At 61.6% G+C, this 17,867-nt stretch carries 18 protein-coding genes; 16 read left to right on the forward strand and 2 right to left on the reverse strand.

All coding sequences use genetic code 11. The features are described from left to right. The first annotated feature begins 152 nt into the window (after positions 1-152). From HX818_RS19400 to HX818_RS19475, 16 genes are all read left to right on the forward strand, one after another. Positions 153-1,775, forward strand: a complete 1,623-nt coding sequence (locus tag HX818_RS19400; RefSeq protein WP_003219261.1) for a methyl-accepting chemotaxis protein — start codon at positions 153-155, stop codon at positions 1,773-1,775. Further along, complete coding sequence (locus tag HX818_RS19405) at positions 1,775-2,287, forward strand: chemotaxis protein CheW (RefSeq protein WP_003219259.1); 513 nt, start codon at positions 1,775-1,777, stop codon at positions 2,285-2,287. The genes HX818_RS19400 and HX818_RS19405 overlap by 1 nt, the downstream gene beginning before the upstream one ends. Then, on the forward strand, positions 2,287-3,549 hold the full coding sequence (locus HX818_RS19410) for a protein-glutamate O-methyltransferase CheR (RefSeq protein ID WP_134325821.1): 1,263 nt from the start codon (positions 2,287-2,289) through the stop codon (positions 3,547-3,549). Before HX818_RS19405 ends, HX818_RS19410 begins: the two co-directional genes overlap by 1 nt. Next, positions 3,546-4,232, forward strand: a complete 687-nt coding sequence (locus tag HX818_RS19415; protein WP_177020583.1) for a chemotaxis protein CheW — start codon at positions 3,546-3,548, stop codon at positions 4,230-4,232. Before HX818_RS19410 ends, HX818_RS19415 begins: the two co-directional genes overlap by 4 nt. Next, positions 4,229-6,532 carry a hybrid sensor histidine kinase/response regulator gene (locus HX818_RS19420; RefSeq protein ID WP_177020584.1) on the forward strand — a complete coding sequence of 768 codons (2,304 nt, stop codon included), beginning with the start codon at positions 4,229-4,231 and terminating at the stop codon, positions 6,530-6,532. The genes HX818_RS19415 and HX818_RS19420 overlap by 4 nt, the downstream gene beginning before the upstream one ends. Next, a complete protein-coding gene (locus tag HX818_RS19425) occupies positions 6,529-7,539 on the forward strand; it encodes a chemotaxis response regulator protein-glutamate methylesterase (RefSeq protein ID WP_177020585.1) in 1,011 nt (336 codons plus the stop codon). The genes HX818_RS19420 and HX818_RS19425 overlap by 4 nt, the downstream gene beginning before the upstream one ends. A gap of 51 nt (positions 7,540-7,590) precedes the next feature. Further along, a complete protein-coding gene (locus HX818_RS19430; RefSeq protein WP_003219248.1) occupies positions 7,591-8,592 on the forward strand; it encodes a diguanylate cyclase in 1,002 nt (333 codons plus the stop codon). 246 nt (positions 8,593-8,838) lie between these two features. Then, a protein-coding gene (gene prfB, locus HX818_RS19435; protein WP_096236834.1) for a peptide chain release factor 2 occupies positions 8,839-9,934 on the forward strand; the annotation gives its coding sequence in 2 pieces (ribosomal slippage) (positions 8,839-8,910 and positions 8,912-9,934; 1,095 coding nt in all). A gap of 78 nt (positions 9,935-10,012) precedes the next feature. Next, complete coding sequence (gene lysS / locus HX818_RS19440) at positions 10,013-11,515, forward strand: lysine--tRNA ligase (RefSeq protein ID WP_003219243.1); 1,503 nt, start codon at positions 10,013-10,015, stop codon at positions 11,513-11,515. 152 nt (positions 11,516-11,667) lie between these two features. Next, the gene (locus HX818_RS19445; protein WP_023659125.1) at positions 11,668-12,384 is read left to right on the forward strand and encodes a TetR/AcrR family transcriptional regulator; all 717 of its coding nucleotides are present in this window, start codon (positions 11,668-11,670) and stop codon (positions 12,382-12,384) included. 16 nt (positions 12,385-12,400) lie between these two features. Continuing rightward, positions 12,401-12,949, forward strand: a complete 549-nt coding sequence (locus HX818_RS19450) for a hypothetical protein (protein WP_177020586.1) — start codon at positions 12,401-12,403, stop codon at positions 12,947-12,949. A gap of 21 nt (positions 12,950-12,970) precedes the next feature. Continuing rightward, complete coding sequence (locus HX818_RS19455) at positions 12,971-14,248, forward strand: flavohemoglobin expression-modulating QEGLA motif protein (protein ID WP_003219237.1); 1,278 nt, start codon at positions 12,971-12,973, stop codon at positions 14,246-14,248. A gap of 172 nt (positions 14,249-14,420) precedes the next feature. Further along, positions 14,421-15,326 (forward strand): alpha/beta hydrolase, encoded by a 906-nt coding sequence (locus HX818_RS19460; RefSeq protein ID WP_032898691.1) that lies wholly within the window; start codon positions 14,421-14,423, stop codon positions 15,324-15,326. Further along, positions 15,323-15,649, forward strand: coding sequence for a hypothetical protein (locus HX818_RS19465; RefSeq protein WP_003219233.1), 327 nt, complete (start codon positions 15,323-15,325; stop codon positions 15,647-15,649). Before HX818_RS19460 ends, HX818_RS19465 begins: the two co-directional genes overlap by 4 nt. A 112-nt stretch (positions 15,650-15,761) precedes the next feature. Further along, positions 15,762-16,016 carry a FlxA-like family protein gene (locus HX818_RS19470; protein WP_003219231.1) on the forward strand — a complete coding sequence of 85 codons (255 nt, stop codon included), beginning with the start codon at positions 15,762-15,764 and terminating at the stop codon, positions 16,014-16,016. 209 nt (positions 16,017-16,225) lie between these two features. Then, entirely contained in the window at positions 16,226-16,459 is a 234-nt protein-coding gene (locus tag HX818_RS19475) for a hypothetical protein (RefSeq protein ID WP_008431103.1), read from the forward strand. A 28-nt stretch (positions 16,460-16,487) separates the two neighbouring features. Here the strand turns inward: HX818_RS19475 and HX818_RS19480 are convergent, their stop codons facing one another. Further along, positions 16,488-17,273, reverse strand: coding sequence for an OmpA family protein (locus tag HX818_RS19480; RefSeq protein WP_003219227.1), 786 nt, complete (start codon positions 17,271-17,273; stop codon positions 16,488-16,490). Positions 17,274-17,328: 55 nt separating this feature from the next. After that, entirely contained in the window at positions 17,329-17,757 is a 429-nt protein-coding gene (locus HX818_RS19485; RefSeq protein WP_003219226.1) for a DUF4398 domain-containing protein, read from the reverse strand. Between the last annotated feature and the right edge of the window lie 110 nt (positions 17,758-17,867).

A 17,867-nucleotide genomic window follows, 5' to 3' on the forward strand; every position in this document is an offset into this window, starting at 1 on the left:
AACCATAAGCCGCCGTTACCGCAGCAACGGATATGCCCCCCCAAGAAAACTTTCCTCCCCCGAGCGTGACCCAGATCCCACAACCCGTTGATTAATGATGGCATCCGCTCAGCTATACTCCTCTCCATTTGAATGGCCCTCGAGGAATTACTGTGAAGAACTGGACCTTGCGCCAACGGATTTTGGCGAGCTTTGCGGTCATCATCGCGATCATGCTGCTGATGGTAGTGGTCTCGTATTCACGCCTGTTGAAGATCGAGGCTGGCGAAGAGTCAGTCCGCGATGACGCAGTCCCCGGGGTCTACCTAAGCTCCATGATCCGCAGCGCATGGGTCGACAGCTACCTCGACACCCTCGACATCATCGGCCTGCGCAAAGACAAGACACTCACCGAAGCCGACAAGGCCGACTACAAGTCCTTCGAAGCGCGCATCATCACGCAAATGGCCAATTACAAGGCAACTATCAACGGCGCTGAAGATCAGGCCGAGTTCGATAAGTTCGAAGCCCTGCACCAGGCCTACAACAAGGCTTTGGCCGCAGTCACTGAAAACCTGCAACGCAATGACGTCGCCGCCGCCCGCAAAGTGTTCGACGAAGAGCTGACCCCGACCTGGACCGCAGGCCGCATGAAGCTCAACGACATCATCACCGAAAACAAAAACGTCGCGGACCGCGCCACCAACGCTATCGACGACGCCGTGTCCGCTGCAAAAATCAGCATGGGCGTCTCGCTGATCCTCGCGATCCTCGCCGCCGGCCTCTGCGGCCTGCTGCTGATGCGCGCGATCATGGCGCCGATGAAACGCATCGTCGACATCCTCGAAACCATGCGCACCGGCGACTTGAGCAAACGACTGAACCTCGAACGCAAGGACGAATTCGGCGCAGTAGAGACCGGCTTCAACGACATGATGACCGAGCTCACCGCCCTGGTGTCCCAGGCACAGCGCTCTTCGGTACAGGTCACTACCTCGGTAACCGAGATTGCCGCGACTTCCAAGCAACAACAGGCCACGGCCACTGAAACCGCCGCGACGACCACCGAGATCGGCGCTACTTCGCGGGAGATCGCTGCTACTTCCAAGGACTTGGTCCGTACCATGACCGAAGTCTCCACCGCCGCCGACCAGGCCTCGGTGGCCGCCGGCTCCGGCCAGCAAGGCCTGGCGCGCATGGAAGAAACCATGCACTCGGTGATGGGCGCGGCCGACCTGGTGAACGCCAAGCTGGCGATCCTCAATGAGAAGGCCGGCAACATCAACCAGGTGGTGGTGACCATCGTCAAGGTCGCCGACCAGACCAACCTGTTGTCCCTCAACGCTGCCATCGAGGCCGAGAAGGCCGGTGAGTACGGTCGCGGGTTTGCCGTGGTAGCCACCGAAGTGCGGCGCCTGGCCGACCAGACCGCCGTGGCCACCTACGACATCGAGCAGATGGTGCGCGAGATCCAGTCGGCGGTGTCGGCCGGGGTGATGGGCATGGACAAGTTCTCTGAAGAAGTGCGCCGTGGCATGTTCGAGGTGCAGCAGGTGGGCGAGCAGCTGTCGCAGATCATCCATCAGGTGCAGGCCCTGGCGCCACGGGTGTTGATGGTCAACGAAGGCATGCAGGCCCAGGCCACCGGCGCCGAGCAGATCAACCATGCGCTGGTGCAGTTGGGCGATGCCAGCAGCCAGACCGTGGAGTCCCTGCGTCAGGCCAGCTTTGCCATCGACGAGCTGAGCCAGGTCGCCGTCGGCCTGCGCAGCGGCGTGTCGCGTTTTAAAGTCTGATGAACGACCTCGCGGCTAAACGCGGTGCCGTTGCGGCAGTGAAGAAAGCACTGTTCCTGGTGTTTCACATCGGTAATGAACGGTATGCCCTCAAGGCCACTGAAGTGGCCGAGGTGCTGCCGCGCCTGCCGCTCAAGCCCATTGCCCATGCGCCTGTGTGGGTCGCCGGGATCTTTGCCCATCGCGGGGCAATGGTGCCGGTGATCGATCTCAGTGCCTTGACCTTCGGTACGCCGGCCCAGGCCCGCACCAGCACGCGCCTGGTGTTGGTCAATTATCAGCCGGATGCACTCACTCCGGCACGCTGGCTGGGGCTGATCCTCGAACAGGCCACCGATACCCTGCGCTGTGACCCGGCGGAGTTCCAGCCCTACGGCCTGGACAACCGCCAGGCACGTTACCTGGGCCCGGTGCGCGAAGACGAGCGTGGCTTGATGCAGTGGATCGGCGTGGCGGACCTGCTGACGGCTGACGTGCAGGCGCTGCTGTTTGCCGCGGGCGAGGAGGGTTGATGAGCAGTGATCAACGCTTCTTCGACTTCCTTAAAGAGCGCATTGGCCTGGACGTTGCCTCGGTGGGCGAAGCGATCATCGAGCGTGCCGTACGCCAGCGCAGCATGGCGCTCAGCGCGCAGACCGCCGATCAATACTGGCAGCAATTGCAGGCCTCCACCGACGAACAGCAAGCGCTGATCGAAGCGGTGATCGTCCCCGAAACCTGGTTTTTCCGTTACCCCGAATCCTTCGCCACCCTGGGCCGGCTGGCGGTCGCCCGCCTGGCCGAAATCAAGCAGATGCGCGCCCTGCGGATCCTCAGCCTGCCGTGTTCCACCGGCGAAGAACCCTATTCGATTGCCATGGCCTTGCTCGACGCCGGGCTGGCGCCGCATCAGTTCAAGGTGCAGGGGATGGACGTCAGCCCGCTGTCGGTGGAGCGCGCCCGCCGTGGGGTGTACGGCAAGAATTCGTTTCGCGGCCAGGACCTCGAGTTCCGCGATCGCCACTTCACCGAGCAAACCGACGGCTACCGGATTGCCGACCGGGTACGCGAACAAGTGCGCCTGCAGGTGGGCAACCTGCTGGACCCCACGCTGCTGGCCAACGAGCCCACCTACGATTTTGTGTTCTGCCGCAACCTGCTGATCTACTTCGACCAGCCGACCCAGAAGCAGGTGTTTGAAGTGCTCAAGGGCCTGACCCATGTCGACGGCGTGCTGTTTATCGGGCCTGCCGAAGGCAGCCTGCTGGGGCGCCTGGGCATGCGTTCGATTGGCGTGCCGCAGTCGTTTGCCTTCAGCCGGCATGCGGAGCCCGCGCCTGAACCGGTATTTGTGCCGATGCCCGCGCCGATTCCTCAGCGCAGTGCCGCGCCTATCCCGACCAGGCCCCGGCCGTTCAGCACCGTCAGTGCCCAAGTGGTACCGATCAAGCCGCCGCCCCCGCAGTCGGACGCCGCCGATCTGCTCAGTCAGATTGCGACCCTGGCCAATGAAGGCAAGAGCCTGGAAGCCCGTGCTGCCTGCGAGCGTTATTTGCAGAGCCATCCGCCGGCGGCCCAGGTGTTTTATTGGCTGGGCCTGCTCAGCGATGTGGCCGGCAGCGCCCTGGAAGCCCAGGGTTATTACAGAAAAGCCTTGTACCTGGAACCCCAGCACCCGCAGGCCTTGATGCACCTGGCCGCGTTGCTCGAGTCCCAGGGCGATGTCGCCGGCGCCCGGCGTTTGCAGGCTCGTGCCGCGCGCAGCGAGCGAGCTGACAGTGAGCGTAAATCATGACCCTGGATCCCGAGCTGAACCTGACCCTGGCCGATACCCAGGCCATCGATGACTGCTGGAACCGCATCGGCATCCACGGTGACAAGTCCTGCCCGCTGCTGGCCGAGCACATTCACTGTCGCAATTGCTCGGTGTATTCCGCCGCCGCCACGCGCCTGCTCGACCGTTATGCCTTGCAGCAGGACGATCACCGCCCCGTCGCGACGCCGGAAGTCGAGGGTGATGTCCTCACCCGTTCGCTGCTGATGTTCCGCCTCGGCGAAGAATGGCTGGGCATCGCCACTCGCTGCCTGGTGGAAGTGGCGCCGTTGCAGCCGATCCATTCCTTGCCCCATCAGCGTTCCCGCGCCTTGCTGGGCGTGGCCAACGTGCGTGGCGCACTGGTGGCGTGCCTGTCCCTGGTGGAATTGCTGGGGCTGGACAGCACCGGCAGCGGCCCCAGTGGCGCACGAATCATGCCGCGCATGCTGATCATCGCGGCGCAGGACGGCCCGGTGGTGGTGCCGGTGGACGAAGTGGACGGTATCCATGCCATTGATGAACGCACCTTGAATGCGGCATCTGCGTCGGGCTCCCAGGCCAGCGCCCGCTACACCCAAGGGGTGTTGCAGTGGAAAGGCCGCAGCCTGCGCTGGCTGGACGAGGCGCAATTGTTGTCTGCCGTGACCCGGAGCCTCACATGACCCCCGACCAGATGCGCGATGCCTCGCTGCTGGAGCTGTTCAGCCTGGAAGCCGACGCCCAGACCCAGGTGCTCAGCGCCGGCCTGCTGGCCCTGGAGCGCAACCCGACCCAGGCCGACCAGCTCGAAGCCTGCATGCGCGCCGCCCATTCCCTGAAGGGCGCGGCGCGGATTGTCGGGGTGGACGCGGGGGTCAGCGTGGCCCACGTGATGGAGGATTGCCTGGTCAGCGCCCAGGAAAGCCGCTTGTACCTGCTGCCGGAACATATCGACGCACTGCTGCAAGGCACCGATTTGTTGATGCGCATTGCCACGCCGGGCAACACCGTGGGCCCGGCGGACATCGAGTCCTATGTGGCATTGATGGAGCGGTTGCTCGATCCGTCGCAGAAAGTCGCGCCGCCCGCTGCGCCAAAGCCTGCGCCGCCGCCCACACCCGCGCCAGAACCTGAATTGTCGATGGAAGCGCTGCTGACCCTGCCGCCGGAGCCCGAGGCCGCGCCGCCGGTCAGTGCCGAACTGCCACGCCAAAATAAGCGCATGACCGAAGGCGGCGAGCGGGTGTTGCGGGTGACCGCCGAACGCTTGAACAGCCTGTTGGACCTGTCCAGCAAGTCCCTGGTGGAAACCCAGCGGCTCAAGCCTTACCTCGCCAGCTTGCAACGCCTCAAGCGCATCCAGAGCAACAGTGCCCGCGCCCTGGAAAACCTCGACGGCCACCTCAAGACCGTCGACCTGAGCCTGGAAGCCCAGGAAGCGCTGGCTGATACCCGCCGCCTGTTGAGCGAAGCCCAGGCACTGCTCGCGGAAAAAACCGCCGAAATCGACGAGTTCGGCTGGCAGGCCGGGCAACGCGCCCAAGTCTTGTACGACACGGCGCTGGCGTGCCGCATGCGGCCGTTTGCCGACGTGCTGGCCGGGCAGGTGCGCATGGTGCGTGACCTGGGCCGCAGCCTTGGTAAACAGGTACGCCTGGAAATCGAAGGCGAGAAAACCCAGGTCGACCGCGATGTGCTGGAAAAACTCGAAGCGCCGCTGACCCATTTACTGCGCAATGCTGTTGACCACGGCATTGAAATGCCCGAGCAACGCCTGCTGGCGGGCAAACCGGCTGAAGGCCTGATCCGCCTGCGGGCGTCTCACCAGGCCGGCTTGCTGGTGCTGGAGTTGAGCGACGACGGTAACGGTGTCGACCTGGAGCGCCTGCGCGGCACCATCGTCGACCGGCAGTTGTCGCCGGTGGAAACCGCCCTGCGCCTGAGCGAAGAGGAACTGCTCACGTTCCTGTTCCTGCCGGGGTTCAGCCTGCGGGACAAGGTCACCGAGGTCTCGGGGCGCGGGGTCGGCCTGGATGCGGTGCAGCATATGGTGCGCCAGTTGCGCGGCGCGGTGGTGCTGGAGCAGACGGCGGGGCAGGGCAGTCGCTTCCACCTGGAAGTGCCGTTGACCCTGTCGGTAGTGCGCAGCCTGGTGGTGGAAGTTGGCGAAGAGGCCTACGCCTTCCCGCTGGCCCACATCGAGCGCATGTGCGATCTTGCGCCCGACGACATCGTGCAACTGGAAGGCCGCCAGCATTTCTGGCACGAAGGCCGGCATGTCGGCCTGGTCGCCGCCAGCCAGTTGCTGCAGCGCCCGCCGGGGCAGGGCAGTCAGGAAACCCTCAAGGTCGTGGTGATCCGCGAGCGCGACGCGGTCTACGGGATTGCCGTGGAGCGTTTTATCGGCGAGCGCACGCTGGTGGTATTGCCCCTGGACGACCGGTTGGGCAAGGTCCAGGACATCTCCGCCGGAGCGTTGCTCGATGACGGTTCGGTGGTGCTGATCGTCGACGTCGAAGACATGCTGCGATCGGTGGACAAACTGCTGAATACCGGTCGTCTGGAGCGCATCGCCCGACGCACCCAGCAAACCCTCGAAGCACCGCGCAAGCGTATTCTGGTGGTGGATGACTCGCTGACCGTGCGTGAGCTGCAACGCAAATTGTTACTTAATCGCGGTTATGAAGTGGCCGTGGCAGTCGATGGCATGGATGGCTGGAACGCGCTGCGCTCCGAAGACTTCGACCTGCTGATCACGGACATTGATATGCCTCGCATGGACGGTATTGAATTGGTCACACTCTTGCGCCGTGATACTCGCCTGCAATCCCTGCCGGTGATGGTTGTTTCCTACAAGGATCGGGAAGAAGACCGTCGTCGTGGACTGGACGCCGGCGCCGACTATTATCTAGCCAAGGCCAGCTTCCATGACGACGCGCTGTTGGACGCGGTGGTGGAGCTGATTGGAGGAGCACGGGCATGAGGATTGCGATCGTCAATGACATGCCCATGGCCGTGGAGGCCTTGCGCCGGGCGTTGAGCCTTGAGCCGGCCCACGAAGTGGTGTGGGTTGCAGACAACGGCCTGGAAGCAGTGCAGCGTTGCGCCGAGTTCACGCCCGACCTGATTCTGATGGACCTGATCATGCCGGTGATGGACGGTGTGGAGGCCACCCGGCAGATCATGGCCGAGACGCCCTGTGCGATCCTGATTGTCACCGTCGACCGCCAGGCCAACGTCAGCCGTGTATTCGAAGCCATGGGCCATGGCGCCCTGGACGTGGTTGACACCCCTGCACTGGGCGTGGGCAATCCGAAGGACGCCGCGGCACCGCTGTTGCGCAAGATCCTCAATATCGGCTGGCTGATTGGCCAGCGTGGCAGCCGCGTGCGGGCCGAGCCTGCGCCCCAGCGGGCCACGGGCAAACGCCAGAGCCTGGTGGCCATCGGTTCGTCCGCAGGCGGCCCGGCTGCCCTGGAATCCCTGCTCAAGGGCTTGCCCCGGGACTTCTCGCCGGCCATTGTGCTGGTGCAGCATGTGGACCAGGTGTTCGCCGCCGGCATGGCCGAATGGCTGAGCAGTGCCTCCGGCCTGCCGGTGCGCCTGGCCCGGGAAGGCGAGCCGCCCCAAAGTGGCGTCGTGTTGCTGGCGGGCACCAACCATCACATTCGTCTGCTGAAGAACGGCACGCTGGCCTACACCGCCGAACCTGTGAACGAGATTTACCGGCCGTCCATCGACGTGTTTTTCGAGAGCGTCGCCAGCTACTGGAATGGCGATGCCGTTGGCGTGCTGCTGACGGGGATGGGGCGTGATGGCGCCCAGGGACTTAAGTTGATGCGTCAGCAAGGCTACCTGACCATCGCGCAGGACCAGCAAAGCTGTGCTGTTTACGGCATGCCCAAAGCGGCAGCGGCGATTGACGCGGCTGTTGAAATTCGCCCATTGGACAGAATTGCGCCACGATTGCTGGAGGTATTCGCAAAATGACCGATATCACACGCTGTCCTGGCCTGCAGGTAGTAATTCAGGTGACCGTAAATGAATGATTTGCAGCTCGACGACTTCAAGACCGACGAAAACGCCGCCATGGTGCTGCTCGTCGACGACCAGGCGATGATCGGCGAGGCCGTACGCCGGGGCCTGGCCCATGAAGACAATATCGACTTCCACTTTTGCGCCGATCCGCACCAGGCCATTGCCCAGGCGATCCGTATCAAGCCGACGGTGATCCTGCAGGACCTGGTGATGCCGGGTCTCGATGGCCTGACCCTGGTGCGCGAATACCGCAATCACCCGGCGACGCAGAACATCCCGATCATCGTGCTTTCCACCAAGGAAGACCCGCTGATCAAGAGCGCGGCGTTTGCTGCCGGGGCCAACGACTACCTGGTCAAGCTGCCGGATAACATCGAACTGGTGGCGCGCATCCGCTATCACTCGCGCTCCTACATGACCCTGTTGCAACGGGACGCGGCCTACCGGGCGCTGCGGGTCAGCCAACAGCAGTTGCTGGACACCAACCTGGTGCTGCAACGGCTGATGAACTCCGACGGCCTGACCGGGCTGTCCAATCGCCGGCATTTCGACGAATACCTGGAACTGGAATGGCGCCGCGCCATGCGTGACCAGACCCAACTGTCGCTGCTGATGATCGACGTGGACTTCTTCAAGACCTACAACGACAGTTTCGGCCACCTGGAGGGCGACGAGGCGTTGCGCAAGGTGGCGGCGACCATTCGTGATGCCAGCAGCCGTCCTTCGGATTTGCCGGCGCGTTATGGCGGTGAAGAGTTTGCCCTGGTGCTGCCCAATACCTCGCCGGGTGGGGCACGGCTGGTGGCCGAGAAGCTGCGCCAGGCGGTGGCTAGCCTGAAAATTCCGCACATTGCCCCGGCAGAAGGGGCGAGCCTGACCATCAGTATCGGTTTGGCGACCATGACCCCGGTGCAGGGCACCGATTGCCGGCAATTGATCTCGGCAGCGGACAAAGGCTTGTACCTGGCCAAGCACAATGGGCGTAATCAGGTGGGGATCGAGTAGGAATACGGTCTGCGGGATGTCGCAGACCTAATGTGGGAGCGGGCTTGCTCGCGAATGCGGTGTGTCAGTCAATGCATCTGGCGACTGAACCACCGCATTCGCGAGCAAGCCCGCTCCCACATTTGATCTTCATCGCTGTCTGGATGGTGCATATCCCCGCCTTTTCGGCCAAGCGGACTGCCGTTATCAGCCGTTTGTCGTTATACTCGTCGGCTTTCAAAAGTTCGCCAACGAGTGCTGCCCGCCATGGAAATCAACCCGATCCTTAACACCATCAAGGACCTGTCCGAGCGCTCCGAAACTATTCGGGGGTATCTTTGACTACGATCAAAAGCATGAGCGTCTGACCGAAGTCAATCGCGAGCTTGAAGATCCGGCTGTCTGGAACAAACCTGAATACGCCCAGGAACTGGGCCGCGAGCGCGCTGCGCTGGCGCAGATCGTCGACACCCTCGACGAATTGAACACCGGTCTGGGCGATTGCCGCGACCTGCTGGACATGGCCGTAGAAGAAAACGACGAAGGCGCAGTGGGCGATGTCGTCGCCGAGCTGGCCCGTCTCGAGGAAAACCTCGCCAAACTCGAATTCCGCCGCATGTTCAGCCATGAAATGGACCCGAACAACGCCTACCTGGACATCCAGGCCGGTTCTGGCGGCACCGAAGCCCAGGACTGGGCCAACATCCTGTTGCGCATGTACCTGCGCTGGGCCGACAAACGCGGTTTCGACGCGACCATCATGGAACTGTCGGCCGGTGAAGTCGCCGGCATCAAGGGCGCGACCGTGCACATCAAGGGCGAATACGCCTTTGGCTGGCTGCGGACCGAGATCGGCGTACACCGCCTGGTGCGCAAGAGCCCGTTCGACTCCGGCAACCGTCGCCACACGTCGTTCTCCGCCGTTTTCGTCTCGCCAGAGATCGACGACAAGGTGGAAATCGAGATCAACCCGGCAGACCTGCGGATCGACACCTACCGTTCCTCCGGTGCCGGTGGCCAGCACGTAAACACCACCGACTCGGCCGTACGTATTACCCACGTACCGACCAATACCGTGGTGAGCTGCCAGAACGAACGTTCCCAGCACGCGAACAAGGACACCGCCATGAAAATGCTGCGGGCCAAGTTGTACGAGCAGGAAATGCAGAAACGCAACGCCGCGTCCCAGGCGCTGGAAGACACCAAGTCGGATATCGGCTGGGGTCACCAGATCCGCTCGTATGTGCTCGACGCGTCGCGGATCAAGGATCTGCGTACCAACATCGAACGCAGCGACTGCGACAAGGTGCTCGACGGTGATATCGACGAATACCTGGAAGCCAGCCTGAAATCTGGCCTGTAACTCCCTTGTAGGAGCCGGCTTGCCGGCGATCCCCGGCCGCAGGCCGGGGACAACGAACCTGATGGAAAATTTAAAGACATGAGCGACCAACAACTCGACCCGCAAGCCCTGCAACAGGAAGAAAACTCCCTGATCGCCCTGCGCAAGGAAAAGCTTGCTGCCGAGCGCGCCAAGGGCAATGCCTTCCCGAACGACTTCCGCCGCGAAAACTACTGCGATGCCTTGCAGAAACAGTACGCGGACAAGACCAAGGAAGAGCTGGCAGAGGCTGCAATCCCGGTCAAGGTTGCCGGTCGCATCATGCTCAACCGTGGCTCGTTCATGGTGATCCAGGACATGACCGGTCGCATCCAGGTCTACGTCAACCGTAAAACCCTGTCCGAAGAAACCCTGGCCTCGGTGAAAACTTGGGACATGGGCGACATCATTGCCGCCGAAGGCACCCTGGCCCGTTCCGGCAAGGGTGACCTGTACGTTGAAATGACCAGCGTGCGCCTGCTGACCAAATCCCTGCGCCCGCTGCCGGACAAGCACCACGGCCTGACCGACACCGAGCAGCGCTATCGCCAGCGCTACGTTGACCTGATCGTCAACGAAGAAGTGCGCCAGACCTTCCGCGTGCGTTCGCAGGTTATTGCGCACATCCGCAGCTTCCTGATGAAGCGTGACTTCCTCGAAGTTGAAACGCCGATGCTGCAAACCATCCCGGGTGGTGCCGCAGCCAAGCCGTTCGAAACCCACCACAACGCGCTGGACATGGAAATGTTCCTGCGTATTGCGCCTGAGCTGTACCTCAAGCGGCTTGTTGTTGGCGGCTTCGAAAAAGTGTTCGAGATCAACCGCAACTTCCGTAACGAAGGCGTTTCGACTCGTCACAACCCTGAATTCACCATGTTGGAGTTCTACCAGGCCTACGCCGACTACGAAGACAACATGGACCTGACCGAGGAACTGTTCCGCGAACTCGCGCAACTGGTCCTGGGCACCACCGACGTGCCGTACGGCGACAAGGTGTTCCACTTCGGCGAGCCGTTCGTGCGCCTGTCGGTGTTCGATTCGATCCTCAAGTACAACCCTGAGCTGACCGCCGATGACCTGAACGACATCGACAAGGCCCGCGCCATCGCCAAGAAAGCCGGCGCCAAGGTGCTGGGCTTCGAAGGCCTGGGCAAATTGCAGGTGATGATTTTCGAAGAGCTGGTGGAGCACAAGCTGGAGCAGCCGCACTTCATTACCCAGTACCCGTTCGAAGTGTCGCCGCTGGCCCGTCGCAACGATGACAACCCGAACGTCACCGACCGTTTCGAGCTGTTCATCGGCGGCCGTGAAATCGCCAACGCCTACTCCGAGCTGAACGATGCCGAAGACCAGGCCGAGCGCTTCATGGCCCAGGTGGCCGACAAGGACGCTGGCGACGACGAGGCGATGCACTACGACGCCGACTTCGTACGCGCCCTGGAATACGGCATGCCGCCTACCGCCGGTGAAGGTATCGGCATCGACCGGTTGGTGATGTTGTTGACCAACTCGCCGTCGATCCGTGACGTGATCTTGTTCCCGCACATGCGGCCACAAGCGTAACCGTAGCGAAATCCGAAGCCGCCTTTTATAAGGCGGCTTTTTTATGTGGCGTTTATAAGCGTCAAGTAAACAGCGCCAGGTGATCGTTCCCACGCTCCGCGTGGGAACGCAGCCCGTGACGCTCCGCGTCACACTGTGGAGGAAGATCCGTCGTGAACCGCGTAATGGCTCAAAAGGGTGCCGCCGGCATTGCCGCTGCCGTGGCTGAAAGTGTTCAGTACCAGGGCCGCAAGGCCAGTCGCCGGGGCAGTGAGCAGCGCAGGCAGGACATTCTCGATGCAGCGATGCGCATCGTGGTACGCGAAGGCGTGCGTGCCGTGCGTCACCGTGCGGTGGCGGCGGAAGCCGGTGTGCCGTTGTCGGCCACCACCTATTACTTCAAGGACATCGACGACCTGCTCACCGACACCTTCGCCCAATATGTGGAGCGCAGCGCCGCGTTCATGGGCAAGTTGTGGGTGCGTAACGAAGGCCTGCTGCGCGAGATGGTGGCTTATGGCGACGGCAGCCCGCAGTCGCGCTCGCAACTGGCCGATGACATCGCGCGCCTGACCGCCGATTACGTGCAACGCCAATTGCTCAACCGCCGTGAGCACCTGATGGCCGAGCAGGCGTTTCGCCAGGAAGCGCTGCTGAACCCGCGCCTGGCCGAGCTGGTGCGCTCCCACCAGCAAATCCTGCTGCAGGGCACTTGCCAGTTTTTCCAGGTATTGGGTTCCCGCGAGCCGCAACAGGATGCCAAAGTGTTGACGGCGATTATCGGTCGGATGGAATATCAGGGCCTGCTGGGCGGCGCAGAGCCTCTGACCAGCGAAGAAATGCTTGAGATCCTCAAGCGTTACATGCATTTGGTGTTGGCTTCGGTCTGACACAGGGGATTGTCCAATGAAAGCCTGGCGCGTCGTCGTGATCGCCTTGTCGTTCCTGTTGCTCAACGGTTGCCTGGTGACCTTCAAGGACCCGTTGCCCGCCAGCGAGGCGGCGCCTGATGGTCTGCTTGGCAAATGGGCCAGCAAAAACGCCTGGGGTGAGCCGCTCAACCTGCAAATCAGCCGCGTCGGTGAGCACCGCTACAAAGCCGTGAGCTACCCTAAGGCCAAGCCGGGCCAGCGGGATGAATACCTGTTCACGGTTTCCCGGCATGGCAGCCGCTGGTATCTGTCGGCGCCATTGCCGACCAGGTTCGGCGGGCATTACATCCTCGCCGGGTTCGAATTGAATGATGAGCACGAGCTGGTGGTCTACAACCTCGACCTGGATCAGGTCCACCAGGCGGTCGGCCAGAAGGTCCTGAGTGGCAGCACCGTCGAAACCGTCGAGGGTGCCGGTGTGTTGATCGACAGTTCCATGGCCCGGGTATTTGCGTACCTGGATGATCCGGCCAATGCCGATGTGTTCGTCGAAGCCGTGCGCTACCAGCGTGCAGGCAAATAACGTTTAAAGAGGAAGTACCGGGTGGACGATTACCAGCAGACGATACGCGCCTTGTCCGATCGCATTGTGCTGGCGCAAACACCGATTCGCGTCCTCGACGCCGTGAAGTGGGACGAGAATATTCGCCAGGGATTCCTCAAGGCCAAGGGCAAGGAAATGCCGGCGGTGGACCGCGACTACTACCTGACCCGGCCGCTGTCGTTCGATTCCAGCGCGGTGAAGCTGGAGTTCCAGAACATCGAGCGTGACATCACCCGCCAGCTTGGCCAGTTCAACCCGGTCGGGCAGATCATGCGGCGCATGTGCAAGGAGTACCGCATGGTGGTGCGCATGCTCGAAGCGCGGGGCACCGAGGATTTCGGCCTGATCTCCCAGGAGCTGTATGGCGCCGCTTCCGATGCGTTCCATGCCGGTGACCCGACCCTGGCCGACCTCGGCCTGATGATGTCGGACTACCTGAACAATATCGATGGCCGTGGCGACCTCAAGGACGAAGCCAAGACCCTGACCGCCAAGGATGCCGTCAACCTGCTGCAGAGCCGCCTGAACAAGGTATTCGGCGAGGCCGAGGAAACCATCCGGGTGTTCGAGTCCGACGGTATCGTGGCGGATGCGGCGGCAGGTGCCGACTACATCAAGATCCGCGCCGACGCGATGTTCAACGACCGCGACGTGCGCGCCCTGGAGGTCCATGAAGGCCTGGTGCACGTGGGCACCACCCTCAATGGGCAAAACCAGCCGATCTGCACCTTCCTGTCCAAGGGCCCGCCCTCGTCGACCGTGACCCAGGAAGGCCTGGCGATCCTGATGGAAATCATCACCTTCGCCTCCTACCCCAGCCGCCTGCGCAAGCTGACCAACCGCACTCGCGCCATTCATATGGTGGAGCAGGGAGCCGACTTCCTGCAGGTGTTCGAGTTCTTCCGTGAGCAGGGCTTTGAGATGGCGGAAAGCTACGGCAACGCGAGCCGGGTTTTCCGTGGGTCGACGCCTACGGGTCTGCCGTTTACCAAGGATTTGTCCTACCTCAAGGGCTTTATCATGGTTTACAACTACATTCAGTTGGCCGTGCGCAAAGGCAAGCTGGAGCAAGTGCCGTTGTTGTTCTGCGGCAAGACCACCCTGGAAGACATGCGTACCCTGCGCCAACTGGTGGACGAAGGCCTGGTGGTGCCACCCAAATACCTGCCGGATCAGTTCCGCGACATGAATGCGTTGGCGGCGTGGATGTGTTTCTCCAACTTCCTCAACCATTTGAGCCTGGACCGGATCGAGGCGGATTACTCCAATATCCTTTAACGATATCTCTGAAGGAACTCAGTCAAAATGTGGGAGCGGGCTTGCTCGCGAATGCGGTGTATCAGCAACAGATGTGGTTACTGAATCACCGCATTCGCGAGCAAGCCCGCTCCACCTTTGATCTCCATAGGTCTTCAGGATCGTTCCCAACCCATTCACGAGGCTTCAACGGATGAGAATCCTCGGCATTCTTTGCCTGCTACTGACCCTTAACGGCTGCAGCTCCTTATTGTTCTATCCGGAGCGCGGCATGCCGTTCACCCCGGAAAAGGCTCGCCTGCAATACCGTGACGTCACATTGACCACCGCCGATGGCCTGAAGCTCCACGCCTGGTGGCTGCCGGCCAAGGCCGGCGTGCCGCTCAAGGGCACGGTGCTGCACCTGCACGGCAATGGCGGCAATCTCGCCTGGCACCTCGGCGGCAGCTGGTGGCTGCCGGAGCAGGGCTATCAAGTGCTGTTGGTGGACTATCGCGGCTACGGGCTGTCCGAAGGCGAACCTTCGCTGCCGGCGGTCTACCAGGACATCGACGCTGCCTTCAAGTGGATCGACAACGCCCCCGAAACCCAGGGCCAGCCACTGATCGTGCTGGGCCAAAGCCTGGGCGGCGCGCTAGTGGTGCACTACCTGGCGGAACATCCCGAACGTCAGCCGCAGCTCAAGGCGCTGGTACTGGACGGTGTGCCGGCCAGTTATCGTGACGTAGGACAATTCGCCCTCAGCACCTCCTGGCTAACATGGCCGTTCCAGGTGCCGTTGTCGTGGCTGGTGCCGGACGGCGACAGTGCGATCAACGCCATGCCCCGGCTGACCGGCGTGCCGAAATTGTTGTTCCATAGCCTGGATGACCCGATCGTGCCGCTCTCCAACGGCATTCGCCTGTATCAGGCTGCGCCGCCACCGCGGGTGCTGCAACTGACCCGGGGTGGCCACGTGCAAACCTTTGCCGACAAGACCTGGCAAACCGTGATGCTGCGCTACCTGGACGACCCCCAGCATTTCAACGGGCTGCGCCGCCTGGGGGAAATCCCCAATTACCCGGCGGCCCCGAACTCCAACGCAGAGAACCCGCAATGAGCGAAGAACGCAACATGATCCCCCTGATCCTCACCGGCATCGGCACCATCATCGGTACCGTTGGCTGCCTGTGGTACTACGGCTATTTGCACTTCGCCAAGCCCGAGGATGCGTTGCTGCTCAGCGACTTCACCATGCTCAAGACCGTGCCGGGCGAGGACTACAAAATCTCCCTGACCCCGGCCGCCCAGGTGGCGCAATGCGTTGATGGCGTGCTGGTGCTGTTTGATACCGAACAGAAAGGGCTGACCGGCGTACTGGTCAACAGCAAGAAGCAGGCAGTGCGTTGCATGGGGCAGGAAACGCCGCAATTGGAGCAGTAGCGCGAGCCAAGTGGGAAAGGTCTGGAACCATTTTAAGTGGATTACCACAGATTCCGTACTGGCCAGCAGCGCTGGCTCGGTTATCTCGGATACTTAATTTGGAGTCACTTGAATGGACATTCCTCGCGTAAACAACTCGTCTTCCCCATTCACTGCCGGTGCGGGGGGAGGTGATTCGCGACTTCAGCAATTGGAACAAGAGATTCAGAAGTTGAAGAACCAGATCGCCCAAGGAGGCGGTGGTGCACAGGGCGCGCAGGGCGAAGAAAGCCTTGAGGAAAGGCTCAAGAGGCTCGAGGCGGAGCTGGCCCAACTCAAAGGGCAGGCGGCTCCGGAGCAGGATAACTCGGCGCCAGTAAGCTACTGACCCGATGCTCTTGAAGCGCACTGGGACCTCTTGATTCCTGGCCTGCAAATAAAAGAATCCCGCCATTTGGCGGGATTTTTCATGCGGCCTCAAACGATCATGCAGCGACGGAGCGGGCGGCGTGGTGTGCGGGCTGGGCCCTCCGGTGCAGTCGTAGTTGATGATGGAAATATCTGGAACCGTATTGCGTAACGCACCACAGAAGCGATGTGATTTACACGAGTCGGGGCGAGAAGGTGGCGATAGATATTGCTGCAATAAGCAACATGGTGAACATGCTCAGGGGGCACGAGAAGCTGGAAATGCTCGACGCCGAGGATCATAAGCTCAAGCACTTGCTCGACAAGCTGTCGGAACATGGCTACGGCGGGAAGATAGAGCTACCAGCCGAGGATCCCAACCGACCTGTCCGGTTCGACGACCCGAAAAAAAACCCACAGTAACGTGGGTTTTTTTTCCAGCATCAATCGATCAGTTGGCCATCGAAGAACGTGGCTTGACCGGCTGGTTGTCGTTGGAGATGGTCACTTCAACGCGGCGGTTCATGGCGCGGCCCGAAACGCTGCCGTTATCGGCAACCGGGTATTCCTTGCCATAGCCCTGGGTCACGATGCGCGAGATATCCACACCCTGGTTGGCCAGTGCGCGCTGTACGGAAGCGGCGCGGCGCTCGGACAGGCTCTGGTTGTACGAGTCGGAACCGGTGCTGTCGGTGTAGCCTTCGACAATCACTTTACGGTCCGGGTTATCGCGCAGGAACTGCGCCAGCTTGGTGATATTCACCAGGCCGCTGGACTTGAGGTCTGACTTGTTGGTGGCGAACAGCACGTCACCAAAGGTCACCAGTGTGCCGCGATCAGTCTGCTTGGCGTTCAAGCTGTCTTGCAGTTGCTTGATCTGCGCGTCACGGGCCTGCAGCAGGGCGCGGGCACGTTCGTCACCGGCGTTTTTCAGCTTGGCTTCGGACTCACGCAGGACGATGGTGTCCTTGGCCACTTCAACGCGCTGGTTGGTCAGGTAGGCCAGTTGGTCGACCTTCTTCTGGTCTTCCTTGTCGCGGTAGGCCTTGTCAGCCTTGTCCAGCCAGTCGCTGGCGTCTTTGGTTTCCAGCGCCGCTACCTTGGTGGCTTGCGGGTTGGCTTGCAGGGCCGAGAAGTTGGTCCGAGCATTTTCCAGGTTCTGGTTCGGCGGGGTGGAGCAAGCCGCCAGAGCAACGCTCATCGCCAGCAGGGCAGGGATCATCAATTGTTTACGCATAGTCGTGTCGTCCTTTCAATTCGGTTTCGGGTGCAATGCAATCAGGGGCGGCGGCTTATTGTTGCGGCTGGATCACAGCCGGGCGCATGCCTTCCTGACGCAGCTCCTGAACAGCTTTCTGGGAATCCTTCACAGCCTGTTCGGCCTTGGCAGCCTGGGCTTTACGCTCTGCTACGCGAGCGTCCCACTCGGACTGTTCGGCCAGGCGACGGGCTTCGTCGTAGTTCTTGTCGTGCATGGCGATTTCAGCTTGCTTCAGTTTGTCCTGGGCAGACTTCATCTCCACGGCTGCGAACTCGGTACCGCCGGCGCTGACAGCGCTGTTCACCGCAGATTGGGTCACAGCGTATTGCTCGGTCGGCGGGTTGCCGGCGCAGCCAGCCAGTACGAAGCTGGTGCCGATTGCCAGCGCGGCCAATTTAAGCCCGCGCAGGTGGTTAAACGAGGTTTTGGCAGTGCTGGTCTTCATCGTCTTCAACTCCATTAGGTAACTCCTGAAAAACATCAAATCCATCTCCGGCTTGCAGTGTCTGCGGGGCCCGGCGGTTAGCTCAGGACGCCTATTCAAACGGCTGTTCCAAGTGATGGCTTACT

The organism is Pseudomonas sp. F9001, from assembly GCF_013385435.1.
Lineage (GTDB): Bacteria > Pseudomonadota > Gammaproteobacteria > Pseudomonadales > Pseudomonadaceae > Aquipseudomonas.